The organism is Paenibacillus massiliensis 2301065 = DSM 16942 (assembly GCF_000377505.1).
Taxonomy (GTDB): domain Bacteria; phylum Bacillota; class Bacilli; order Paenibacillales; family Paenibacillaceae; genus Paenibacillus; species Paenibacillus massiliensis.
Genome location: NZ_KB898185.1, coordinates 441992 through 467675, shown reverse-complemented (window position 1 = coordinate 467675; position 25684 = coordinate 441992). Strand labels below are relative to the sequence as shown.

General features: G+C 49.3%; 22 protein-coding genes. 16 read left to right on the top strand and 6 right to left on the bottom strand.

The window, feature by feature from the left end; all coding sequences use genetic code 11:
* Nucleotides 1-40 precede the first annotated feature (40 nt).
* Entirely contained in the window at nt 41-2191 is a 2151-nt protein-coding gene (locus D328_RS0102095) for an ABC transporter ATP-binding protein (RefSeq protein WP_018883290.1), read from the bottom strand.
* Complete coding sequence (locus D328_RS0102090) at nt 2192-3949, bottom strand: ABC transporter ATP-binding protein (protein WP_018883289.1); 1758 nt, start codon at nt 3947-3949, stop codon at nt 2192-2194.
* Between the two features lie 574 nt (nt 3950-4523).
* Here D328_RS0102090 and D328_RS0102085 point away from each other — a divergent pair.
* Nucleotides 4524-4826 (top strand): HesB/YadR/YfhF family protein, encoded by a 303-nt coding sequence (locus D328_RS0102085; RefSeq protein ID WP_018883288.1) that lies wholly within the window; start codon nt 4524-4526, stop codon nt 4824-4826.
* Between the two features lie 194 nt (nt 4827-5020).
* On the opposite strand, the gene D328_RS0102080 is transcribed toward D328_RS0102085, so the two are convergent.
* Nucleotides 5021-5533 (bottom strand): hypothetical protein, encoded by a 513-nt coding sequence (locus tag D328_RS0102080; RefSeq protein ID WP_018883287.1) that lies wholly within the window; start codon nt 5531-5533, stop codon nt 5021-5023.
* A gap of 111 nt (nt 5534-5644) precedes the next feature.
* Between D328_RS0102080 and D328_RS28225 the strand changes: the two genes are divergently transcribed.
* The gene (locus tag D328_RS28225) at nt 5645-6664 is read left to right on the top strand and encodes an aminoglycoside phosphotransferase family protein (RefSeq protein ID WP_018883286.1); all 1020 of its coding nucleotides are present in this window, start codon (nt 5645-5647) and stop codon (nt 6662-6664) included.
* A 12-nt stretch (nt 6665-6676) separates the two neighbouring features.
* A complete protein-coding gene (locus D328_RS0102070) occupies nt 6677-8434 on the top strand; it encodes an ABC transporter ATP-binding protein (RefSeq protein ID WP_018883285.1) in 1758 nt (585 codons plus the stop codon).
* A 142-nt stretch (nt 8435-8576) separates the two neighbouring features.
* Here D328_RS0102070 and D328_RS0102065 read toward each other — a convergent pair whose 3' ends face one another.
* Together D328_RS0102065 and D328_RS0102060 are read right to left on the bottom strand one after the other, a co-directional pair.
* Nucleotides 8577-9020 carry a DUF441 domain-containing protein gene (locus D328_RS0102065; RefSeq protein WP_018883284.1) on the bottom strand — a complete coding sequence of 148 codons (444 nt, stop codon included), beginning with the start codon at nt 9018-9020 and terminating at the stop codon, nt 8577-8579.
* Nucleotides 9021-9145: 125 nt separating this feature from the next.
* Nucleotides 9146-10117, bottom strand: coding sequence for a YpdA family putative bacillithiol disulfide reductase (locus D328_RS0102060; RefSeq protein WP_018883283.1), 972 nt, complete (start codon nt 10115-10117; stop codon nt 9146-9148).
* Nucleotides 10118-10385: 268 nt separating this feature from the next.
* On the opposite strand from D328_RS0102060, the gene D328_RS0102055 reads away from it, so the two are divergent.
* The 5 genes from D328_RS0102055 (at nt 10386) to D328_RS0102030 (ending at nt 14112) form a co-directional block, all read left to right on the top strand.
* Nucleotides 10386-10982: a DUF2087 domain-containing protein gene (locus tag D328_RS0102055; protein WP_018883282.1), complete on the top strand. Its 597-nt coding sequence runs from the start codon at nt 10386-10388 to the stop codon at nt 10980-10982.
* A gap of 619 nt (nt 10983-11601) precedes the next feature.
* The gene (gene rsgA / locus D328_RS0102045; RefSeq protein ID WP_018883280.1) at nt 11602-12726 is read left to right on the top strand and encodes a ribosome small subunit-dependent GTPase A; all 1125 of its coding nucleotides are present in this window, start codon (nt 11602-11604) and stop codon (nt 12724-12726) included.
* Between the two features lie 93 nt (nt 12727-12819).
* Nucleotides 12820-13152, top strand: coding sequence for a L,D-transpeptidase (locus D328_RS0102040; RefSeq protein ID WP_018883279.1), 333 nt, complete (start codon nt 12820-12822; stop codon nt 13150-13152).
* A 249-nt stretch (nt 13153-13401) separates the two neighbouring features.
* Nucleotides 13402-13545, top strand: coding sequence for a hypothetical protein (locus tag D328_RS31155; protein WP_018883278.1), 144 nt, complete (start codon nt 13402-13404; stop codon nt 13543-13545).
* A 111-nt stretch (nt 13546-13656) separates the two neighbouring features.
* Nucleotides 13657-14112 carry a GNAT family N-acetyltransferase gene (locus D328_RS0102030; RefSeq protein ID WP_018883277.1) on the top strand — a complete coding sequence of 152 codons (456 nt, stop codon included), beginning with the start codon at nt 13657-13659 and terminating at the stop codon, nt 14110-14112.
* Nucleotides 14113-14283: 171 nt separating this feature from the next.
* On the opposite strand, the gene D328_RS0102025 is transcribed toward D328_RS0102030, so the two are convergent.
* Nucleotides 14284-14523 (bottom strand): hypothetical protein, encoded by a 240-nt coding sequence (locus D328_RS0102025; RefSeq protein ID WP_018883276.1) that lies wholly within the window; start codon nt 14521-14523, stop codon nt 14284-14286.
* Between the two features lie 764 nt (nt 14524-15287).
* Here D328_RS0102025 and D328_RS0102020 point away from each other — a divergent pair.
* From D328_RS0102020 to D328_RS0101985, 8 genes are all read left to right on the top strand, one after another.
* Nucleotides 15288-15608 (top strand): hypothetical protein, encoded by a 321-nt coding sequence (locus D328_RS0102020; RefSeq protein ID WP_018883275.1) that lies wholly within the window; start codon nt 15288-15290, stop codon nt 15606-15608.
* A 67-nt stretch (nt 15609-15675) separates the two neighbouring features.
* On the top strand, nt 15676-19671 hold the full coding sequence (gene essC / locus D328_RS0102015) for a type VII secretion protein EssC (RefSeq protein WP_018883274.1): 3996 nt from the start codon (nt 15676-15678) through the stop codon (nt 19669-19671).
* A gap of 16 nt (nt 19672-19687) precedes the next feature.
* Nucleotides 19688-20512, top strand: a complete 825-nt coding sequence (locus tag D328_RS0102010; RefSeq protein WP_018883273.1) for a hypothetical protein — start codon at nt 19688-19690, stop codon at nt 20510-20512.
* Nucleotides 20513-20517: 5 nt separating this feature from the next.
* Nucleotides 20518-21057 (top strand): WXG100 family type VII secretion target, encoded by a 540-nt coding sequence (locus D328_RS0102005; protein ID WP_018883272.1) that lies wholly within the window; start codon nt 20518-20520, stop codon nt 21055-21057.
* A gap of 218 nt (nt 21058-21275) precedes the next feature.
* On the top strand, nt 21276-21551 hold the full coding sequence (locus D328_RS0102000) for a WXG100 family type VII secretion target (protein ID WP_018883271.1): 276 nt from the start codon (nt 21276-21278) through the stop codon (nt 21549-21551).
* Between the two features lie 314 nt (nt 21552-21865).
* Nucleotides 21866-23968: a hypothetical protein gene (locus D328_RS0101995; protein ID WP_018883270.1), complete on the top strand. Its 2103-nt coding sequence runs from the start codon at nt 21866-21868 to the stop codon at nt 23966-23968.
* Between the two features lie 51 nt (nt 23969-24019).
* Entirely contained in the window at nt 24020-24772 is a 753-nt protein-coding gene (locus D328_RS0101990) for a vWA domain-containing protein (RefSeq protein ID WP_018883269.1), read from the top strand.
* Nucleotides 24773-24786: 14 nt separating this feature from the next.
* A complete protein-coding gene (locus D328_RS0101985) occupies nt 24787-25635 on the top strand; it encodes a protein phosphatase 2C domain-containing protein (protein ID WP_018883268.1) in 849 nt (282 codons plus the stop codon).
* The last annotated feature ends 49 nt before the right edge of the window (nt 25636-25684 follow it).

Here is a 25684-nt window from a genome sequence, read left to right as displayed (position 1 = left end):
ATCTGAACTTTGCTTCGAATCACTCTGCATTCACGGCAGCTCAGGCTGTGCCGCCTGAGGTCGAGGGTCTCAGCCCACTAGAGCCCTGAACAGCTCCAGCGGTGACTTTCTCGCTTTGCTGCTCCTTCGCATGAGTGCCGTCAGCTTCAAGAGCTGACTGGTTCACATCTTGGATCGTACCGCCTACATTTCCTTGCTGTAGCTCATACATTTGGCGATAGCGACCTTGACCGGCAAGCAGCTCATCATGAGTGCCTTGCTCCACAATTTCACCTTGATGCAGGACCAGAATCTGATCTGCATTCCGAATGGTAGAGAGCCTGTGAGCGATGATGAAGGTCGTACGCCCCTTCTTCAGCACCTCAAGTGCTGCCTGAATGATGGCTTCGGTCTCGGTATCAATGTTCGCGGTCGCTTCATCCAGAATGAGAATGGCTGGGTCGAAGGCAAGCGCTCTGGCAAAGGAGATCAATTGACGCTCTCCTGCGGATAGTGTACTCCCCTTCTCTAGGACAGGTTCATCGAAGCCCTGCGGCAAATGCTGCAAGAGCTTGCTTGCGCCTACATCCTGCAGAGCCTTCTCGATCTGCTCACGGGTAATCCGTTCATCGTCCAGACTGACATTGGAGGCAATTGTTCCTGTGAACAGGTAAGGGTCCTGCAGCACGATTCCCATGTGGCTGCGCACCCACTGTCTGGGAAGCTCTCGTATATTCTGACCATCAATCGTGATGCTTCCCTTCTGCGGATCGTAGAAGCGAAAGAGCAGATTGATGATCGAGCTTTTGCCAGAGCCGGTATGTCCGACGAGAGCAACTGTCTGCCCCTGCTTGGCAGTGAAGGAGATGTTCTTTAGTACATAGTCATTCTTGTAGGCGAAGGACACATCCTTGAACTCCACATGACCCTTATAGCGTGGCATGGAGCCATCTGTGACAGGCTCTCCGTCTTCATCCATAAGCTTGAATACCCTCCCGGCGGATACAATGGATGTATCCAGAGCCGCAAGTTGATTCATCATGCCTGTAATCGGATGGAATAGCCGACTTAGTACGTCTACGAATGCATAGAGTACACCGAGCGAGATCGCGGAGGAGCCAGTCAGTGTTCCTGCGCCGAAGTACCACAGTACGATGGCAAACGAGAAGTTCCGCAGCACATTCACCAGATTGTGGGAGGTAAGTGCATTTAGGTTCAGCATCTTATTCTGATGCTTCATGTAATCTTTATTCAGCGTCTCGAATTCATCCAGCGTTTGCTGCTGCCGACGGAAGATTCGGATGATAGACATCCCCTGAATGGACTCATTAATAATGGCATTAATCTCACTTAGTCGGGAGCGGATGATGGTATTGTAGCGTGTAGCCACTTTGCGGTATAGCACCACCCACAGAACGAGAATCGGCACAAGGAATAGACATATCAATCCAAGACGAAGATCCAGAATGAACAGTGCCACATAGATTCCTGCGATGGTCACGATGCCTGAACTGAAATTCGCTAGCACCGCTACGAACAGGTCCTTGATCGCTTCGGTATCATTGGTAACTCTGGATACGACCTTCCCTGCAGGCAGGTTGTCAAAAAAGTTCACCGGCAAACGCTGAATCTGCGCATACAGATCGAGTCGAAGCTTCTGGATTACCCGATTTGCACCGGATTGAAGCCAATAGGTCTTGCCGAATTCAGCGAAAATCGAGATAACGAGGAATACGAAGTACCACATAATCAATTGGTAGATTCCCGGCAATTCCGGCTGGTAGAAAGCATACAGCTCGCCCGTGGATAGCACCTGAGCTGGGTAACGGAATGTCTCGCCGCCACGGGTAATCGTTAATATCCCGTCGCTGAAGCTGCGCTCGCCCTCCGCGATGGATACAACCTCATTGACGAATACGAAGGAAGAGCCAGCCTGTAGAATACGTACCTCGCGGCCGCGAGGCTCTTCCGGTGTAAAGCGGTCACTTCGTTTGAAGTGTTCTCCCTTGTAGGAAGCTGCTTCATGGGTATCGTTGGTCTGATAAAAAGGCTTCTCGATAGCCAGCATATGATTGTCAATCATGGACTTGGCAAGGAATGGCCCCGCCAGCTCGGCAGCCACACCGATCGCCAGAGCGATGAGGGCTACAATGAATGTATATTTAGTCGTCAAGGCGTATTGGAATAATCTCCTGCCTATGTTCTGTTTCAATTACTTAACCTCCTTGGAGGAAAGGTCCGATTCCAGCTGCTGGCGCAAATATTGCTCATGATACCAGCCTTGCTCACGCAGCAGCTCCTCGTGTGTTCCTTCCTCAATAATTCGGCCTTGCTCCAGCACTACAATATGGTCTGCGTGCTCTACAGCGGACAGACGGTGTGTGGAGATCAGCGTTGTTTTACCGGCGCGCTTGCTTCGAATATTCTCAATAATGCGAGCCTCGGTACGGGCATCTACTGCAGACAAGGCGTCATCAAGGATGAGAATTTCAGGGTCCGCGATGAAGGCTCGCGCTAGGGATACACGCTGCTTCTGCCCGCCGGATAGTGCAATGCCTTTTTCCCCTACAAGCGTATCCAGTCCGTCTGTTAAATTCACAATATCACGCTCAAAGGCGGCGGTACGAATGGCTTCCATAATGTCATCATCCGTTGCACCAGGCTTACCGAACCGTATATTGTCGCGGACGGATTTGGAGAACAAAATCTGCTCCTGCGGCACGTAACCAAGCCAGCTATGAAGCTGATCTACTGCAATACTCTCCATAGGTGTATCCGAGATCAGAATCTCACCCTTCCCTGTAGGATATTCATGTAGAAGCTGCTTCAGCAGAGTCGTCTTGCCACTACCAGTACGGCCTACTACGCCAAGTGTCTCCCCACGCTTCAGCCTAAGCTGGACATCCTTGAGGTTATCCATCGTTGACGATGGGTAACGGAAGGTCACGTCCTTCATCACAATGGATTCGGGATGGCTGACCTGAACGGGATGTTTTGCATCCTTCACATCAGGCTGATAAGAGGTCGTCTCGTTGACGCGATCGAGAGAAGCATTGCCGCGCTGCATCAGATTGATGAGCTCGCCGATGGCGAACATAGGCCAGATCATCATCCCGAGATACATGTTGAAGGAGACCAGATCACCCAGTGTGATTTCATTGCGAAATACAAGATGAATCCCATAGCCAAGCCCGATGACGTAACTGAGTCCCACACATAGACGAATGGTCGGCTCGAACAGTGCATCCATGCGGGCGACGGCCAAATTTTTCTGGTAGACATCGTCTGTAATATGGGCAAATCTACGCTCATCATGCCGCTCCTGCACATAGGCTCGAATGACCCGAATGCCAGCGACCGATTCCAGTACCTGATCGTTCATATCTCCGAAGGCGTCCTGTGCCAGCGTATAACGCTGATGGATGGCCTTGCCATATATGCTCATGGCGAGGGCGATGAATGGCAGGGGAATAATGGCCGCAAGTGTAAGCTTCCAACTGATCAAAGTACACATGGCGATCAGTACAGTGGCCAAATAGACTGTGGAGTCCGTCAGGGTCAACATGCCGAATCCGGCTGTAGCTGCTACTGAACGTAGATCGTTCGTGGCTCGCGCCATGAGATCTCCTGTCCGATTCTTCTCGAAGAAGGGCGGGGTCATGCTGAGCAGGTGTCGCATGAAGCGGCTGCGCAGTAAGCTCTCAACCAGATTGGCACCACCGAATAATCTATGCATCCATATGTAGGTGATGTAGTAGATTAATACGAGCATGCCTAGAATGAGCAGGATTGTCTGAGTTAATGAATTCCAGGTCACCGAGCCGTTGCTGATCTCGTCAATTGTGGTGCCGAGCAGACGTGGGGGGATGAGCTCCAATACGCCAACGACAATGAGGAAGATGAGGCCAACGGTATAGCGTTTTTTCTCTTGCCTGAAAAACCATCCCAAATTCTTTAATACTGAGAACATGTAAAATCGCTTCCTTTCACGAAAAGTGAACCTGTCGCCATGAGAAATCATGCTTAAAAGACAACAAAAAAGACATACCGTGTGCAAACGATATGCCTTGGATGCATGTCATATGGCGTGCTCAGGTGTAGACGTGAGTAACCGTTAACTACCTGACGCAATTATGTACGCTAAAGGATCAGACCTACTGGCAGGACTCCTCTGACGACGACAGTTCGGTTACTCCGGTATGCAATTGTAATGAATGACCTGCTGGTTGAGTAGTAAATGTAAATACAATCATCATTACCGGATTCCCCTTTCTTGTCAGTCATCTTGACCATCGGTGTCCAGAGCATTATCCCCGAACAGATGATTCGATGCTGTCATAAATTTGAATTTGATCTCGTTATGGTTGAATCTTATCACTAGGCTTTGGCGACTGTCAAACCTTTTTCACAAAAAATTCAAGTGTGCTTCCCGTACTTCCGTTTATCAACTGGTTGGTCTAATCGTCGAAGCGGTGTTATGATAGAATACGAGTATGCAATCAAATTAAGCATTAGAGATAGGATAAGGAGATGAACGGCAGCATATGAGTATCCATGTGACTGAACAGGCAGCAGCTTGGTACAAGAAGGAGCTGGGGCTGAAGGATGGAGATAGCATTCGTTTATTTGCCCGCTACAGCTCAGGTGGTGGCCTGCATCCCGGATTTTCACTGGGTATATCAGTGGAATCCCCGCAGCGTCCTGTCATGGAGAATACCGCCGGGGGGCTTACTTTCTATATGGAGGATCAGGACTCTTGGTATTTGAAGGGACACCGGGTGGAAGTGAATTATCTGCAAGAGCATGACGACATTGTGTACAATTACGCGGAGGAATCCGAGGGTTAATTAGAGCGAATCAATGACAGAGCTCATTCAACATTCAAGTTGATTTTTGTGACTGTAGTAGTCCTGCTTGAAGGAGCTAAAGGTATTGTGAAATTGATTCAGATTACATGCAAAAAGAGCGGCTGCAGGGCCACGGGAGACCTACTCCGTGCACCTTGCGCCGCTTTTGGGTCTCAAGGGAAGTACATAATCTCCTAAGGCTGATGCAACATTGGGTCCTCCAGCGCGAATTCGAAATCTTCGATATCATAGACCTGCACGGGAATGGTATGCTCCAGCAGGCGCTGAATCCATTCAATCTGGTCTGTCAACAGAGGGAGCTGTCTGCGCTGGGCCGTAAGCACAAGCTCGGTCTCGATCGGATCAAAATCATCCCCGAATTGTGCAGCATCCACGGCATTGACAATCGTCACTGCGGTAGTATCTCCGACCAGGATCGGAGCGCTGACGCCCCAGGGCATCAGCAGAGCACGCCTGATTTTTTTCTGATTCAGCGGTTCCTCCAGGTATCCGACCAACTCCCGGATCTTCTTCTTCACATACTCATCATCCGCGGTATTGTCCATCAGGGGATCGGACGTCTCCTGCAGCTCATATAATTCCAAAAACGAGGTATAGGGTACAATATATTCTACAGGCTCGGCTGCTGAGAGCAACTGACCGTAGATGGCGAGCATTACGGCCTCGGTTACAAACTGTCGGGACATAGCATTTCCTCCTGCTAACGGTGTAAATCGACTTGAGTATAACATACTCACGCTTGAAATACAGCTTGGCAGGTGCGGACATTCTGTTCCTGAGAGCAAGGGGGATAGCCTTTGGAGCGAGATTATGAACGAACACGGCCAACTGGTGGTCTTGCCACGAACTGGCTGCGACAAGTGCTGGAGATAGATGTTGGGGTCCCACTGCAGTCCAGAGAACTGAAGGGTGGTGCCTCGGCACAAATGCTGAAATGGAGCGTTGGCCCAAGCGATCTGACACAGTATGCGGGTCCTCGACCTGACAATATCTCGGATGCTACTGTTGATGCGAACAGGCTACCGGCATATCAGGCGGTGGTAATGAGGCTTTTTACAGACGCAGCGTGGCTGCAGCAGGAGCCTGATCTGCCCGTTCACGAGAGTGAAGCACTACGAGCGGCGGCGACTACAGGACTTCCTGTACCTATTGCGATCGCACGAGATACAGATGGTAGTATAGCTGGAATGCCAGCTGTGCTTATGTCCTTTTTGCCAGGAAAGCCTTATGTTCAGCCTGCTCCGCCAGAGCTGCCTTGCCATTTGTGGGCTGGAGAGATGGGGAGATTATTAGCGTTGTTACACGCCTCTAACGCCAGCCTAACCTGGAGCTATTCCAGGTATACGCCAGCCGCAGAGCTTCGGGTACCGAGCTGGAGCCGTGAGCCTGAGGCTTGGCAGTTCATTATTGATCATGTACAGCAGGGGTCGCCTGCTTATCAGCCTGTATTCATCCACCGTGATTACCATCCTGGCAACCTGCTCTGGGATCAAGGGAAAATTAGTGGGGTCGTTGATTGGGTGAACGCTTGTATGGGACCTGCTGGAGCGGATACAGGCCACTGCCGGGTGAATCTCGCCATTCTTGGAGGGGAAAAGATAGCAGATTCCTTTATGAATAGCTACCTTAACGCTGGGGGATTGCAGGAAGCAAGCCATCCCTATTGGGATATGAATGCGCTCACTGACTTTGTAACAGACCCGCTAGAGGTTCATAAGGGCTGGCTTGATTTGGGACTTCCGATGACCATTACCCTGATGGCAGCGCGGCTGGATAAATATGCCTTGGAGATTGTCGCCCGAGCAAGGAATGGATAAGAAGGGGGAAGCATGAAGGATTTGAAATGGTATTTGGGCTTTATCAAGCCCTATCGACTACGTATTGTAGCAGCATTATCCATTGGTGTTATCAAGTTCAGCATTCCGCTACTATTGCCGCTATTGATCCAGTATACGGTGGATCATCTGTTGCTGGAGGAGAGCATAAGTGCGGAGAAGAAGATCAGCCAATTATTCTGGCTGCTTGGCGGGGCTGCCGTGGTATTCGTTGTGCTACGAGGCCCAGTGGAATTTGCACGGCAGTACCTTGCACAATGGATTACGAGCAGCGTGTTGTTCGATATACGCAATCGCATGTACGATCATCTACAGCGATTGTCACTGCGTTTCTATCATAACCGGAAGACGGGCGACACGATCTCACGGTTCATCAACGATGTCGAGCAGACCAAAAACATTGTCGAGGTCGGCATGATGAATGTCTGGCTGGATCTTTTCTCCCTACTGCTGGCATTGGGATTCATGATTTATATGGATTTCAAGCTGACGATTGCGGCTTTTGTTGTCCTGCCTCTGTATGCGATCTCTGTGAAAATACTGTATAAACGACTGAAGCAGCTTACGAAGGATCGCTCAAAGGCGCTAGCCGGAATTCAGGCCTATTTGACTGAACGTATCCAGGGCATTGCTGTCATTCGCAGCTTCACACTTGAACGCTATGAGCGTGAGCAATTTGGTCAGGTCAATCAGCAATTTCTGCAAAAGGCACTGAGCCAGACACGCTGGAATGCCATGACTTTCGCGATTATCAATACGTTGACTGACATTGCGCCCTTGCTGGTCATTGGCTATGGCGGCTACGCTGTTATTCAGGGTGAGGTGACGCTGGGAACGTTCGTGGCATTCTTCGGCTATCTGGAACGAATGTATAATCCGCTAAGGCGCCTAGTGAATGCTTCTACGGTATTGACACAGGCTTCCGCTTCGCTGGAAAGAGTCATGGAGCTTATGGAGGAGCCTTACGATATTCGTGATGCTCCGCAGGCCAAGGAGCTCAAGGAACCGATCCAGGACATAGAATTACGGCAGGTCTCCTTCAAGTATGAGACATCAAGTTCATGGATTTTGCAAAATATTCAGCTACATATCCGTAGTGGCGAGACCATAGCATTGGTGGGAATGAGTGGGGGCGGCAAATCCTCCTTGATCAGTCTGCTGCCGAGATTCTATGATGTGCAGGAAGGTGCCGTGCTGGTGAATGGACTGGATGTGCGAGAGTGGACACTCAGCAGTCTGCGTTCCCAAATGGGAATGGTGCTGCAGGATCATTTCCTGTTCAGCGGATCGATCCATGATAACATCCGAGTTGGCAACCCTGACGCAGATGAGGAAGCGGTGCGAGCTGCCGCTCGAGCGGCCAACGCAGATATCTTCATCGAGCAATTGCCTCAAGGTTACGATACCGAAATTGGTGAACGCGGAGTCAAGCTGTCGGGTGGACAGAAGCAGCGAATTGCGATTGCACGTGTATTTCTGAAGAATCCTGCTGTACTCATCCTGGATGAGGCTACCTCCGCATTGGATCTGGAAGCGGAGCATCAGATTCAGGAATCACTATTACGCCTCTCAGAAGGGAGGACGACGATCATCGTTGCACATCGTCTGTCCACGATTACCCATGCGGACCGGATCATTGTCATTCAGGAGGGGAGGATCACCGAAGAGGGTACACATGAGGAGCTACTGCAGCGTGAGGGAGATTACGCCCGGCTGTACAATATTCAGCAGCTTCCAGAACATACACACTAGCTATGGACAGATGAGACAGATCTGTAAGACAAGGGTCCTCGGCATCCTGTAATAGGCTGCGCGGGGACCCTTTGTGTATAAATAAGTATAGGCCGGGCAAGTGAACCTGAGCAGTATAGCATCATAGGGGTGTAGCTTCAAACTACACTTTTCCGATCAACAGTGACAACAACCCTGCAGCAATAAGTGGGCCGACGGGAACGCCCTTGAAGAGCGCGACGCCGATAACGGTACCGATCAGCAGCCCGGTCACGATTGTAGGCTGACTTGACATAAGAGAAGCTCCCCGTCCCCCCAAATATGCAACAAGGATGCCGATCACGATCGCAAGTAGCGATTTCCAGTGTGTGAAGGATTCGAGCACTTGATTCATGCTGATCTTCCCACTAGCGAGTGGAGTCATTACGCCAATCGTCAGAATAATGATGCCTATAGTCAGGCCGTATTTCTCCAGCCAGGGGAAGGCCTGATTCACATGGGCTATTCGCAGCAGCAACAAGATGAGCATCGGGATTGTGACTGTTGCATTCCCGCTCAGGATGCCTAACGCAGCGAGTAGGAGGAGCAGCAATGAGGTGATATCCATAGCAGTTCACCCTCCAATTTCAAGTTAGTAACGTGATTTAAATACTTGGTTCTCTAGCAGAACTATTCTTCGTGAGTAGTCTCGTAGAGCAATAGGGCACATCTGTAGTCTAGAGTTCCCTGCTACTAGCCTATAATATGCTCAGCAATAAGTTTTCCGTGCCAGCGGCCTGTCTCGATGAACACCTCGTTAGCATTGCTTCCAGAAGCAATAACCCCTGCCACGTAAACGCCTGGTACATTCGTCTCCATCGTCTCAGGATTCAGGACAGGCTTGTTCAGGTCATCATTCATCTGTACACCTGCTGATTCCAAGAGCTTGCGATCCGGACGGAAGCCAGTCATAGCCAGTACAAAATCATTAGGCAGAACGAATGGCTCCCCCTGAGACGGAGTGACCGTAATTTCTTGGGGACGAATATCGGTGACACGGGAGGCCAGATAGAGTCGCACCTTTCCCTTGTTCACAAGACTTTCGAATAACGGGCGTACCCACGGCTTAATGTGAGTGGAGAGCTCGTCTCCGCGATAGACCATATCAATCTCAGCGCCTACACGTACCAATTCCATGGCAGCATCTACAGCTGAATTACTCCCGCCGATAATGGCTGTCCGTGTTCTGGTATAAGGGTGCGCTTCACGGAAATAGTGGGTAACCTTGTCCAGATCCTCGCCAGGAATACCCAGATAGTTGGGATGATCGAAGTAGCCTGTTGCTACGACCACATATCGTGTAGCATAAGCTTGCGCTTCGCCGCGTCGATTCAGTGTATGTACTACGAATGTGCCGTCTGGTTGCTTCTCGATGGTATGTGCTTCCTCATATGGCTTCACTTGTAGATCATAATGCTCTGCGACCTTCCGGTAATAAGCCAATGCTTCGTGACGGAAGGGCTTCTCATTAGATGAGCTGAACGGAATGTCTCCGATCTCTAGCAGCTCTGCTGTACTAAAGAATTGCATATTAGTGGGGTACAGATAGATAGACTGAACAATGTTATGCTTTTCAATAATGAGTGACTTCAGGCCTCTACGGCCACATTCTATAGCTGCGGATAGACCACATGGTCCACCGCCAATAATGATAATGTCTTGCATGATGGGTACAACCTCCTGATATACAGACTATTTTATTCATACCAGAGCATTACCATCCTACCGCAATCATGGCCGGATTTCCAGCGAAGCTCCCAAAAAACTCCGGGTTTACCCCGAATTTGCATGAGGAGGCTACTAGTTAAGCTGAGATTGCAGCGGAAGAGCAGTTGTTGGCTTCTCGAGGAATGAATTTTCGGAGCGAGAATTGACAAGAGAGAAGAAATGTTTATATATTAGATATATATCTAATTAAAAGGTTGTGAAATTAGTGCAGCTGGATAAAATGATCAATTACCATAAAGCGCTAGCTGATCCTACTCGAATGAGAATGCTGCTTATGCTCTCACAGGGGGAGCTGAATGGACAGACTTTGGCAGAGAAGCTCAACTTATCTCAGCCTACAGTAACGCATCACGCTTCTAAGCTCAGAGTAGCTGGGCTGATTAAGGAACGTAGGGAACGAAATACAGTGTACTTTCGCTTAGATGCCGAACTGATCAAGCAGCATGCGGCCGCAACGGTGCAGTTTATTTTTGGAAAAGGGGATGATACAGCGATGAACCCGGAGGTGAATGAGGGGATGGAGGCTTCTGTGAAACGTAATTTTTTTGCAAAGGATGGACGACTTCGCCAGATCCCGGCTCAATATAAGAAAAAGCTAATCGTGCTGAAGCTGCTTGCCGAGCAGCTGGAGCCTGGGCGCAAATACGAGGAGCGGGAGTTGAATGTCTGGATCAAGCAGTTCCATGATGATTTTGCCACGATCAGACGGGAATTCATCATGCATCAATTCATGTATCGGGAGAATGATGTGTATGAGCTGAATCCGCCAGAAATGTGGACCAATTGGGAGCAGGTCCATTAGTGCTGTCTCATCTTCTGTAGCGGTGATCAGTACGGACGAATATAAGGGGAAGCGGATCTGTGGTCTGTATTTGGAAGTTCATGGTTGACAAAGCAGTTCAATTACAAGTATAATCCAGTTAAATTTAAGAAGGAGGCGGTAACTATGATGAAGCTGAATAGAATTGCTCAGATTGTAAATATCGCCTCCCGTACGGAATAGTAGCGAGCAGTAAGACTGTAATATTGGCAGTCTGAGCTGTTTATAATGCTGAGCCGCAGGGAGGATTCCCTGCGGTTTTTGCATTACAGAATTGGGGAGGTCTCTTTAAAGAGTCTCCGATTTTGTAATAACTGGAATTACTGTGTCCCAAGCGTCGTCTATCCTGATGAGGTTTGAAGTGGAACGCATTGGTTCTGGTTGCCGTGTATGTAGAATACACAGCGCAGTCTCCGCAGGGATATCCCTGCGGATTTTTTGCGTTGTTCCGCAACGGGGGGCAGCCCGCGAATGGAGCTTGAAATGCACTAATTCGGTGAGATATGAGGGCTTCAGGATTCATTCGGGCTGGCAAATTAAGTATGGTCGTCGTTATGGGTAGAGTACACATTTAAATACACGATTAGGAGCATGAACAATAATGAATAATCAAGTAACAGATCTTAGCCAATATGGTTGGACAGAAGACTGGAACGAAGTATGGAATGGGATGCTGCTAGCGCAAGCAGAAGCGTCAGAAAGACAGGCGGCGGAATTCAAGGAGAACTCACAGCCTGCTAGAGTGATTGCGGATTTCGGTCAAAAATTAAAGCTAGTAACCAAGGAAGGAGAGTGTTGGGGTGGGGTCTCCGGCAAATTCAGGCATCAGACAGAACGCCAGTCTGATTTTCCTGCTGTTGGCGATTGGGTAATGATCACCCGCACTGGCCTTGTGGATGATGCCGTAATTCATCAGGTGCTCCCGCGTCGAAGCCGAATATCCAGGCAGGCAGCGGGGATGGAGACGAAGGAACAGCTGATTGCAGCGAACGTCGATACACTCTTTCTGGTGCAGGCTCTGAATGGAGACTATAATGTGCGCAGAATGGAGCGGTATCTGACTATGGCATGGAATAGCGGCACGAATCCCGTAGTAGTACTGAGCAAAAGTGATCTATGCGAGGACCCCACTCCGTTCGTGGCCGAGATTAGTAGTGTCGCCATTGGTGTGCCAGTAGCCGTGATCAGTGCCAAAATGGAGCGAGGTATGGAGGAGCTGGAAAGCTACCTTCAGCCTGGGCACACGATTGCTCTGGTCGGCTCGTCAGGTTGTGGCAAATCAACCATGGCCAATTGGCTAACAGGCTCCGAGCAGCAGGTGACTCAGGGCATTCGTGAGGATGATAGCAAAGGGCGACATACGACTACACATCGGCATCTGCTACCACTTGCCAGCCGGGCTGTGCTGATCGATACTCCTGGGATGCGGGAGCTTACGCTGTGGGACGATGGTGCGGACGTAACGGCAGCATTTGAAGATATTGATAAAGTGGCAGGGAATTGTCGCTATCGGGATTGCCGTCATGAGAATGAAGCAGGCTGTGCAGTGAAAGAAGCAGTACAGAATGGTCAGATCCCTCAGCAGAGAATAGAGAGCTTCAAGAAAATGCGCCGGGAGCTGGAGTACCAGGCACGTAAGGAAGCACAAAAGGAGCGCAAGAGACAAAGTGGTGGCTCTGCGGCTAGTCGCAGGGAGACGGGCTGGCGTCGGGATTTGGGCTGGTAGTGTAGTCGCTGCCAGCGTGGAGTTCTGTCGACCGTGCTTTGCGATATCGTGAACCTCATCTGCATACATTGATTAACAGGAGGGATGCGATATATGTACAGCATTATTATTGACCTATCCGACTTCCGCTTGTATCTCATTCAGGATGGCAAGGTCGTCAGAGGTTATCCCATTGGGGTTGGAAAATTGGCAACACAGACTCCTCACGGGCAATTTACCATTGTGAACAAACAGGCCAACCCGGGCGGACCTTACGGTGCGTTCTGGATGGGACTATCTAAGCCGCATTACGGCATTCATGGTACCAACGAGCCTTGGCTGATTGGGCAGGCTGTATCACATGGCTGCATAAGAATGTACAACGACGATGTAGTTGAACTCGCGGGGCTAGTACCCATTGGAACCTCGGTGACAATCCGCCCCTGACCTCCAGGGCAGTTCATGTTCATGGATTTGCTTAAGCTCAGAATTGAAAGAGAAGGCCGATGGCTTTGGATTGTACGATGCTCAATCGGGAAACGGACTCTCTTACGTAAGTGTTCCTTGGATGTTGACAGCACGGGTTCTTGACTGTAGACACGGTTTGGAATGGCATATATTGGGTAAGGTATAATTACCGCAGATGGTTGTACTTACCTGAGCGGCAGAGAACGCTGTAAAGGAGCATCGAGTCTAATGTCCATTGATCGGTTTATCTTGCGAAAACTGGACAACTGCCGGGATGTGCACACCAGACATAATCTGCTGCAGCTGTTCAGGATTCGCATTGAGCGAGCCAAGGTGCAGTCCTCACACAGACATATGAAGGGGAAAGTGTAAGGAAAGCTGTAGGGTACGTAACAACAACAACTTTTTGAAGAGACCCATCCGGGTCTCTATTTTCATATTGTGCTATTCTATAGACGAAACTTATATGCAAAGGAGATCAAGATGATTGCAATCGTTAATGTTCGTGATCATGCTGACTTGCTTGAGCAGGCTGTTCAATATTTCTGGACGCATTGGGGAACGGAATCTAATTTTAACTTTTATAAAGATTGTATTATTCAGTCCTGCAGTACGGATAGTGAAGTACCCAGATTTTATCTAGCGATGGAGGATGAACAGATTATTGGTTCGTATGCATTACTCAGAAGTGATCTTAATAGTAGACAGGATTTATCTCCATGGATGGCCTGTCTTCATGTGGAGTCTTCACATCGAGGCAGAAGAATTGGAGATCTACTACAAAATCATGCTGTGAAAGAAGCGCGCGAGATGGGCTATTCACGGTTGTTCCTGTGCACAGATCTTGAGGGCTACTACGAGAGAACGGGGTGGAGTCACACAGGTACAGGCTACACCCTGGATGATCAGGAGCTGAGCATTTATGCTTATCAAATCTAGGATTGCTCTAACTAATGCAGCGGATGTACAATGGTAAATTGATCAGATTGAATTTATAATCTATATGAAGCTAATATATCAATAATGTATTCAATAAGACTACCCCCTAAGCTTCGGCGAAGTTAGGGGGTAGTCTATGTCACTGCGTCCATGTTCGATTACTGATTAAGATTAGTAGAGGGACAATGCGAGCGAATCATTCTCATTAATGCTGTGCAGAATAGCTTCGCTGCCTACAATTTCGATACTGATCAAGGAATTCAAATACTTTTGCAGAGTACGTTTGCCAGTGCTAATTTTATTCTCCAATGTATTGGAGAGAAGCTTTAATGTTTTTTGCATAGGCTGTTTATTTTCTTGAGTAAAGTACACAGGGATTTTTTTGTCTTGGAATGTAATTAATGTTTTCATAAGAAATCACCTCGCTAGAGTTATTTCATGGTATTTATTCTAAAAGCCGTTGCTTAAAATTACCTTAAAAGCACCTTATAAAAACATAAAGGTCATAAAAGTTTTCAAATTGTTCACAATTGAATGAAATCACAATCAATTATCTGTTAGGGGATTTTTGTCGATTGTGCTCACGATCCCTTGAACTACAAGCAAAGCACGATTGGTGAACAAGCCAAGAGCAATCCATTTCCCACAAGAGAAGTGTGATTAATCGCATCGCTAGTCACTTCTCTCAGATAAAAAAGACTACTTAAGACTTATTTTATAAGGGTCTATGGGTATTTTGTAACAAATTGACAGATTCATAGGGCTAGGGTACAGTTACATTAGCGTTTTAGCGGGTTCTTCAGGTGGTATTACACTTAATTGTTCAGGCTGAGAGCTGCCAGGCAACTGGAGTGAGTGGGAAAAGACGGGATTTAGAGGCTGTCCAAGTCTTTGCGCAACAGATTAACGTTCATACAGTATATATAATAGAAAGCACATATAATCCACACTGATTTTGCAGATATAGCTTATAAGGACGCCACAAGACTTAATCTAACATGCTAATGATCACATAGCTCTTGAATGTATTGGCTACCAACCAGTTATATGGGACGGCTGCTAATCCATGAATGTGGAGCTTCTATATAATAGGTAATAGTAGAATGCAGCTAAATAAATAGATGGAGTTCCTCCAGACCCCATACACAATCCTTAACAGATGCGGAGGCCATGGGATGATTTTGACCGTACTTTCAGGAAGAGAGGAAAGTGACTGGTTCGATATTGATGTAGATGATGAGTATTCTGTGCAGCATTTGAAGCTGATGCTCGGAATTCGAATATTTGGAGAGGCCCCGAGTGAGGGGATGCAATATATGATGGAAGCCAAGTTTCCAGATGGTCTGTGGTTCCTGGTGGATGACAGGCAATTGCTGATGGACGCAGGCCTGCGAGAGGGCTGTACGATCCGGATTCAACGAACCTTCTCTACGACAGAGGATGAGGCGCCGATTTATGGACGAAGGACTCTGTTTCAAAAACAAAAAAATGGGTAAATACACCCATATCTCGTGACTTCAAACGAGGTCAAATTGATCAGTTTATAGAAAGGGGACTTTTGGCGTGAATGCACTTTATCAACGATCCCCGCGTCTTCGCCCTGCTCTAAAGGATGAGAAACTGGAGATTCTGCGGCCGCCGTCCGAGCCTAGCAAACCAACCTTTTCGATTATTTCTATTATTATCCCAGTAATTATGACGGCTGTAACTGTTGGCTTCTACATTTATATGAGCAGAACCGGTAAAATGGCTAACAGCAACTATTTAATGTTTCAGATGGTGACTATTTTCATGATGCTTAGCTCCTACACCATTCCCTTCTTCGTATACCTTCATAATAAGAAGGAATATCGGCAGCGACTGGAGGAGCGCGAACGAATGTATCGTGAGCAGTTGGACAAGCATCGCGCAGAACTGGAAGAGAAGCGACAGGAGCAGGTACGAATCCTGTATGATATACATGGTGATCCTCAACTGTGCGCCCAGGTTGTCAAAAGTCGCAGCAGTTCTTTGTGGGAACGGTCTCCCGAGGACGAAGATTTTCTCGATGTAAGAATTGGAACCGGGGAGGTTCCTTTTCATATTCAGGTGCAGGTTCCAAGAGCCGACGGTTACGAAAAGGAGCCGCTTATTGAGGCAGCACATGAGCTGGCCCATGATTTTCAGACGGTATCCAAGGCTTCCATTACACTACCGTTGTTCAAATCCAAGGTCATCGGCATCGTTGGCGAGCGCAAGCATGTGCTTGCCGCATTGCGCGTTATGATTGCTCAGGTGACTGTGCGGCACTCACCAGATGAGGTGAAGATCGCTGCCTTCTACGAGGAGCGTGAGCAACAGGAATGGAGCTGGATGCGCTGGATGCCCCATGTGTGGGATGATGAGCGTTCGCAGCGAATGCTGTCTGATCGCAGCAGCAGTGCACACCAGTTGGCAGACAGCCTGTTTGCTGTGCTGAATCGTCGCAAGGGCAGCCGCTCAGAACGAAGCAATCGCAAGATGGAGCTTCCATGCTACATTACACTGCTGTCTGACGGTCAGATTATCGAAGAAGAGCCATTACTGCCCTTGCTGCTGGAGGAAGCAGATGCAATCGACTCCTGTACCATTGTTCTCGCCTCACGTAAGGAGGCGCTCCCGATGCAGTGTCAACTGATCGTAGAGGTGGATTCCGAATCGGGCGTGTCGACGCTCAAATCCGACTCTGCTGCTGTAGTGCAGCAAAAGTTCGCACTTGATCGCTTCTCATTAGAAGAGGCAGAAGCAGCTGCCCGCTTCATGGCACCCATCCGCCTCAAGCGTTCCTCCGCCTCGGACATTCCAGCGATTTTGCCGCTATTCGATATGCTTGGTGTTGTTAGAGTGGAGGAACTGAGTGTGCTGGAGCGTTGGCAGGAGACCAGACATCCAGATACGCTGCCAGTGCCAATGGGAGTCAGAGCTGGTGGCAAGCCTGTAATGATCAACCTGCACGACAAGATTGAGAGACAAGGTCATGGTCCGCATGGTCTGATCGCTGGTACGACCGGATCGGGTAAGAGTGAAGTCCTTCAATCCATCGTAGCTTCGCTTGCGGCAGAGTTCCATCCTCATGATCTGGCCTTTATGCTGATTGATTACAAAGGCGGAGGCATGTCAAACACCTTCATAAATCTGCCTCATGTGGTGGGGACGATTACCAATCTTGACAATAGCCTGATCGAGCGAGCCAAAATCTCGCTCAAGGCGGAACTGGTACGACGTCAGAAAATATTGAATCAGGCAGGAAATCTACAGCATATCGATGAATATTATCGTCTGCTCAGACAACGTCAGGCCGAACCCTTGCCTCATCTCGTCATTATTATTGATGAATTCGCACAGCTGAAGAAGGATCAGCCTGAATTCATGGATGAACTTATCAGTATTGCGGCTATAGGTCGTACGTTGGGGGTCCATTTAATCCTTGCGACTCAAAAACCAGCAGGCGTTGTTGACGATAAAATATGGAGTAACTCCCGGTTCAGAATATGTCTTCGTGTACAAAGCGAAGGGGATAGCCGGGATATGATCAAGATTCCAAATGCTGCCTGGATTACGAAGCCGGGTAGAGGTTATTTTCAAGTCGGAAGTGACGAAATCTTCGAAGAGCTTCAGTATGCTTGGAGCGGCGCTCCTTACCGAACAGATAATGATGTATCAGCTGCATTGCCTGTGAATGAGCTACGCTTGAATGGCAAGCGTGAGCCGTTGCTGACTGGAGAGCGTGCAGCAACCGGGCTTCAGATGGAGGAATCCCAAAAGCAGCTGCAAGTATTCATTGATTATATTGCAGCGCAGGCTGAGCAGGCAGGCATCCAGAGGCTGCAAGGTCCTTGGCTTCCTCCGTTGCCAGAGAGCATTGATCTTACAGAGATCCCTTCTCCACATGCCAAGGGGTCTGGGTTCTATGGTCCAAAAGACTTAACGACCGTGGTAGGGCTTATTGATGACCTGCCGAATCAGCGTCAGGAGCCTGTTAGTATCGCTACTGACCACGGTCACTGGGCGATCTACGGTATGCCAGGCATGGGGAAGACTACCTTTGTCCAGACGCTACTCATCTCGATGGCCAGTCAATATACAGCGGAAGAGTGGAACGGCTATATAATTGATATGGGCCGAACGATGCGTGATTTTGTAGACCTGCCGCAAGTAGGTGCAGTAATGATGGCTGAAGAGGAGGACCGGATCAAGAGATTGTTCCGTTACCTGTCTAGATCGGCAGCTTTGCGCAAAGAGCTGATCGCGGAAGCCGGAGTCAAGACTGTGAACAGCTATCGTCGCTCGGCAGTGGAGAACATCCCGCAAATTTTAGTTGTAATCGACGGCTATCTGAACTTCCGCAATGCGTTTCCAGACGAAAATGAGCTGCTTGAGACGATTTTGCGTGAGGGTGGAAGTCTTGGAATTACCTTCATTATTACTGCTAATCGGATTACGGATCTATTCGAGAAGTTCCGCAGCAATATACCTAATGCTGTCAGCTTCGAGCTGTCCGACCCAAGTGACTACTACTACGCTGTAGGACGACCAGCGAAAATCCCTGGTCCAATGATTCCAGGCCGAGCCTTGCTCAAGGGGCAGGTTCCGCCGCTGGAGTTTCAGACAGCACTCCCTTCGCCGGGTGAAGATGAGACGAAGCGTTCGTCCAATCTGCGACAATGGATTCGCAAGATCGCTGAATGCTGGGAGGGGAGCACGGCTCCTGAGATTCTGCCACTGCCCGAGAAGGTTCAGCTGGCTGATCTCCTAGCTAGCTGGAACAGGCCGGAAGGCTGGGAGACAGCTCAACCGTTCCATGTACCTGTCGGCTTACAAAGTGATGACCTTGAGCCATTTTTGCTGAATCTGAAGGAAGGCCCGCACTTTCTCGTTGGTAGTCCGATGGAAGGGGGCAAAACGTCCTTCCTAATGAGCTGGATTCTATCATTGGCGTATTACAACTCTCCAACTCGTCTGGAGATCTATACCGTTGATACACGCTATGGTGGTGGTGGACTCTCCCGACTGCGACATCTGCCGCATGTAACGGCAGCCGCAGAAAGCGAGGAAGAGCTGGCACCGCTTGTAGCGAGGCTTTATGAAGCCGTGCAGCAACGGACGAAGGAAGGCTCCGACCCGGAGATTGTACTATTTATTGATGATGCTGATATGCTTGGCAAGCAGCTTAATGATTTTACAGTGAAGGATCAGTTGTCCGCGATTGTGCGGCTCGGCCGTGATCGGAACGTGCACGTAGTCCTTTCGGGTGTACCTGCTGATTTCCCGACCTTTGGTGTAGATTGGTTCAACGATGTCAAAGCCAGTCAAAGTGGAGTTTTATTTGGCACCGTTGATCCCAATGATTTATCCGTCTTTCGTATTCCTTATACTGAATCGAACTCCGTATCAGGAGGGCTGAAAGTCCTGCCTCCTGGCCAGGGATACTACGTACGTCGCAAATTTACAAGGATTAAAGCGGCAATTCCATTTGAAAATAGCCAAAACTGTGAGGAATGGATTATCAAAATTCGTGACCGATGGCACGTTGTGGTTTGAGGGGAGGTGGCACATAATGTTAACGTTTGAAGTTTCCCAACAAAAAATGATACATCTGAAATCCAAGGAGCTGTTTTTTCTGGCAGGTGTACTTGGATCGGAGAGACTGCTGGGCGTGGAGGATCCATTTCAGGGATATCTTGCTGAAGAGCTAACCCGAGAATGGGAAGAGGTAAAAACGTCATTGCTGGAGAAGGGTTATCTGCGGCAGGTGGAAGAGGGGGGCGAGCTGGCAATTCCGCCGACCGTCTTCTCAAGAGTCGCTATTGCCGGACTGTCCAGAAGAGCATGTCTAATCGAGTACACAAGGGATGGCAGGCGATTTGAGGGCTATCTTCATTGCACGAACGAGAAGGTTGTAGAGCTCGCGCAGTCGGATGAAGATGAGTACCGCTTAAGTGAGCTTGGTGATGTAGAGAGCGCCTGTGAAACAATCATTGAGAAGATGGGATGGCGTGAACAGGTGCCAGCCGAATCCCCGGCTCTAATGTTCTCCCAAAAAAGATTTCACGAAATTAATAAGCTGGCCGATAAAAACAACACAGAGGTAATTCGTGCCATGCTGACCGAAGCCAGTGGTGATCCCGAGGGAGCAGCCATGCTGGCCAAGACGCTCTGTTCCAAGGTATCTGAAGGGGAGCTTACCCTTCTGGTATGGAACGGACAGGAATGGGAATCGCAGCGTGCTGCCTTTACGGTATGTGATTCCATGAGCTGGCTATATCGGATGAGCTCAGTCGGTAACGGGGATTGGTTGATTGCTACATTAACGACGCAGGAGCAGTTTTTGGCATTACTCCTTGATTGGTTAAGACAGTCTGCAGGGACAGAAGAAAGGTGATAGACATGCGCATTCGTGTAGAACCGGATGTGCTTCGAACGCTTAGCAGTCAGCTACACAACGCGGCGGAGCAGATTCAACATTTGACATCTGAATTGGAAAGGGCACTTCAATCCATGAGCTGGGAGACCTCTGCTCGTGAGGACGTGTTGCGGCAATGGCAGCAGGCCAGGAGGCTTTCCGAGCACATTCATTCCAGTCTTCGGACGATGGGGACTCAGCTGAACACCAAGGCCGATCAATTCCAGACCGCAGATCATCAGTACAGCACCATCTTGTCCTTTGCCCACTCCAGCCAAGCCCGGCCAGCTACGATGTTCAGACATTCCTTCTCAGGAACATCCGCCTTGTTGACCGAGCAGAGTGAACGAATGATGAATATTTCAGACCCCTCGTCTGTCATGACCGTCATTAGAGGAGCCGAGTATCGTGCGGTTGATCTGCACGGTGATATTCTGCGACAAGCATCTTTGGAGCAGCCTAGCGACTGGCATTTCTCCGATCCAGCATTCATACGTAATGAACATGCAGCTACACAAAGCTAAGCTTTGATTCACTTTTATCTAATGCCAGCTTGCAGTGAATGGGACCTGCCGTCTCCTAAAAGTTACTAAAGATGTGTTTTATGTGAGGGAAATGGGGTAATAAGGATTAGGTCTTTTGCCTTTTGTTATTTGAAAAAAGGTTATAGTACAATTTGAACCAGTTCGATTCCCAACATTTTCATCCAAATCAATTTAACTCAACAAGGAGGATTCATTCCATGGCAGGACGTATTTTAATTACACCAGAACAAGTAGATCAGGTGGCGAACCAATTTAAGCAAAGTGGCGAGCAAAGTCAGCAGATCGTTTCCAGCCTGACACAATCCATTCAAGGCATGGAAGGCCAATGGGAAGGTATGACAAAGCAACGCTTCTTCCAGGAGTTCCAGGAAGCTAGCAAGCAAATGCAATTGTTCGTTCAAACATTGAACAGCATCAGCCAAGAGCTGACTGCTATTGCCAATAAATTCCGTACAGTGGACCAAGCGAAGTAACAGTGCTTCTGTTAGCCGTAGTTGCACCTGCTTAGAGATACACAGTAAAGCTGGTGCTGAGCACCTCGCATGTGTTCACGGCGGGAGGCCTGTTGTACAATGGATGTATGGAGCAGCATAAGCTGATCGATAGATCGGCGATTGGCTGCAAGCAAGAAAACCGGGCGCTCTTAGGACACCCGGTTTTCTTGCCATACACCGTCATTTAAGCATACACCGTCATTAAAGTGGATTCTGACATGTTTGAGGATGAGCAATCAATCCTCTACAGCCATGTATAACCTACCGATCGAAGTCAAAGAGAGGGATGTCGAATGTCTTTTCAACCCAACCCTGGGGATGAATTGCTGATTAATGGAAAGAGGTACATTGTCGGCAGCCATCCTGCAGCACCTGGTATTGCTTACGCGCAGGCAGGTCGACAGGGAATTGTCTATCAATTGCTTGCACCTAATGGAGAGCTTCATGAAGCCAAAGCGTTAAAGGTATTTTTCCCTAAGTTCCGTATACCTTCCATGGTATACCAATCGGAGCACATGGAAGCCTACGGAAATATCCCTGGCCTGCAGGTCTGCAAACGAGACGTGCTCACTCCCGAAAGAAACGGAGACCTAATTGCCGCGCAGCCGGATTTGCTGTATGCGGTCCTCATGCCATGGGTCCATGGTATGACATGGTTCGACTGCATTACGGAGCAACGGGTGATCACCCCTGCTGAGAGCCTCGCATTGGCGAAGTCGCTGGCCGGCATTGGTTCATCTATGGAGCAGCGCGGTCTGGCTCATTGTGATCTGTCTGCTCCCAATGTCATGCTTCCGTTTTTTTCTGAAGTAGAACTGCCAGATGGAAGATCACCCGTGGAGCTGGTGGATGTCGAGCAAATGTACAGCACTAAGCTGGACAGGCCTGATTCCCTGCTGGCAGGCTCACCGGGATATGCTGCACACAGAACGGTGTCTAGCGGCTTGTGGAGCGGCTATGCAGACCGTTTTGCAGGGGCAGTCATTATCGCGGAGATGATGGGCTGGTCCGATGCCATTGTCGTTGACAAAGCGTGGGGCGAGAGTTATTTTGACCAGCATGAAATGCAGAGCCCGTCCGAGCGCTATCACATACTGAAGAAATCCCTTCAAACCCGCTGGGGGACCAAGGTCTCTGAATTGTTCGAGCGTGCCTGGGACAGTCAGGATTTGAGTAGCTGTCCTACCTTTGGAGAATGGCTGGTGGTGCTTAGCTCCTTGCGGATGGAGAACTATATGTCATCCGTGTCTCCACGCTCTGCGAGCGAGAACAACCAGGGGGCCGCTAAGTCTTCGGACGAATCTGCTTTGTCTGATTCCGTTGCAGGGCAGCCGTCGCCATCCAGACCTGTACCTTATGCCACCGAAAGAGTGGGACAGGCTGCAGAGACAAGTGTAGTGGCTGGAAGCTCAGCAGGCAGACAACTGTCCGTTGACGACCTGAGTGAAGAGGCCAAGGCAGCCTTGTCGGGACTTAATTCCGCTGAGATCCGGGGAGACAAAGGTGTTATGAATCGCTTATTCGATGAAGCGCGTGAGCTGGAGCAGCAGAACAAGCTCGCGGCGGCTCTGGAGATCTATCGTTCTCTGTATCACTTTACAGAGGAAGATAGCCCCTTGCAGATTGAGATTCGAGCAGCTATTGATGGTCTCGAAGCCGAATTGAATCCGCCTGCTGTGGAGAAGCCCAAGACTCCTGCCTGGTACAAGTCGAAGAAGGTAATGATTACATCCGCTGCTGTAGCGGTGCTGCTGGTGGCCTCTATTCCGACGGTGCAGATCCTGGCGGATCGAGATCATGCCAAGCAACTGGAGGCTGCAGCTCAGCTGGAGCAGGCTGCTCGGGAGGAAGAGGAGCGCAGACAGACTGAGGAGGCTGCACGTATTCAAGCTGAAGCAGATAATCAAGCCAAGGAAGCTCAGCTGGCTGTCCTGAAGCAGCAAGAGGAGGAAGAGCAGAAGCGACTACAGGCTGAAGCTGATCTTAAAGCCAAGGAGGCTGCCGAAGCAGCGAAGAAGCAACAGAAGCAGACCGAGGCAGACAAACAGGCTTTGCAGGAGAAATATGATCGTCAGGCCAAGTATGAGGCCTATCTGGCATGGAAGAAGGAACGCGATGCCAAAGTAGCCCAAGAAAAGGCAGCGGCTGAGGCGCGTAAAAAGCAACTGGCAGCAGAGCGCAAAGCCAACGTTATTGAACTGATTAATATCTACAACAAGGCTTATAGCTCACAAGAAGGAGGACGTACAGACAAGGCAAAAACATTTGCCAAGCAGTTCCTCCAAATCTATAATCAGGACCCTAGCTATTATAAATCTGTAGGTGAAGTCGGCTATCGGGCGAATTCGATCTATAATTTCTTGGGGAATTCAGATTATAGACTTCCGAAAATCTGACCAGAGCGGGACACTAGAGAAATTAATGGCTGACCGAGGTGACCATAAACAATGAATTACAGTATACAAGCATCCCAACGAACTCCGGCTCTGGTTATCTATTTGATTGACATCAGTGCGTCCATGAATATGCTCATGGATGGACGGCGCAGAATGGATGTGGTGTACGAGGCACTGTCTCTTGCGATACGACAGATGGTGTTTCGTTCCACGAAGGGCAATCGTCTGACACCCAGATATCGAATCGCGATTCTGGCCTATAGTGACGATGTGTATGACCTACTGAACGGTATCAAGGGTATTGATGAGATTGCAGCCATCGGGTCACTGCCTGATCTGACACCCAAGCGCTTCTCGGATTCGGCCAAGGCTTTTCAGCAGGCAGAGCGTATATTGCAGGCAGAGCTACCAAGCATGCAGGATTGTCCGGCTCCACTCGTATGCCATATGACAGATGGTGTGTCGACAGGGGATGATCCGGAGCCAATCGCCAAGCGGATTATGTCCATGAGTGTTCCGGACGGCAACGTGCTGGTGGAGAATATTTTTATATCGGATCGCTTGCTTGATAGCCCCATTCCGGACCCGCGTCGCTGGAAGGGGATTACTGACGAGACAGAGCTAAAGGACGAGCATGCCATCAAGCTGCGCAATATGTCCTCCAAGCTGCCAGAGAGTTACCGTGAAATGCTATATGAGGCAGATTATCAGCTGGGTGAAGGGGCCACTATGATGCTGCCAGGTACTTGTGCCGAGCTGATATCCATCGGTTTTCAAATGTCAGCAGCTACTCCAGTGAGGTAAGGAGGTATTTGTCTATGAGGCCATTGCTGTCACTGTTATCCTTGAAGAAGCGTAGAGAGCAGGAGCAGAAGGGAACATCATTTGAATACATCAGCTCCCAGATGGGAGAACAGCCATTGACCTCAATTCAAAGCCGGTTCTACTGTCGCTATGGTTATGGACGGGCGGCGGAATCTATCAGTGTAGGAGAGAGCGGCCAGGATTTTGCGGCTATTCGGATTAAGGACGGGAGCTGCAGCTTTGTTGTATGTGACGGGGTGGGCATGAGCTATCGCGGAGATTTTGCAGCTCGTTTTCTGGGCTCATCTCTGCTGGACTGGATGGAGCGCGAGAGTGACATTACCCCCGCCAGATTCAAGTCCTACCTGAAATCACTCGCAGTAGACGCAGCAAGCGAACTGGCAGCAGAGTCGTTGTCTCATGTATCGGAGATGCTCCGAAATGTGCTGGAGGACAAGCGCAAGCAAGGCAGTCAGTCGATGTACATATGTGGAAAAATCGAACTTCCGGCTCGCAGCGGTAAGAAGGGGCGTATGATTCTCGCCTGGCAGGGGGATTCACGTCTGCGATTATGGCAGGGAGATCAGGAACTGGAGCATATGTTCCGTGGCTCCTTCAAGACGGGAGAGCGCTGGTCTTCTGCTCGGGGCCCTGTCGGGGGCGAACCGCACTGGCAGGAATTCAAGCTATCCCATAAGGATTCGATCCGTCTCCAAATGTACACGGATGGGTTGTCTGACCTGGATGCTATTCGAGACTGGCTACCAGATGATCAAATCCAAGTCCTGCTAGATGCGCGACATACAAATGGGCTGGATGACGACGCAGCCTACATTGAACTTGGCTGGCAAGGGACATCATAGGTTGTACAGGCAGTCACGGAATATAATAAGTACAAGTGAGAGCACCGGA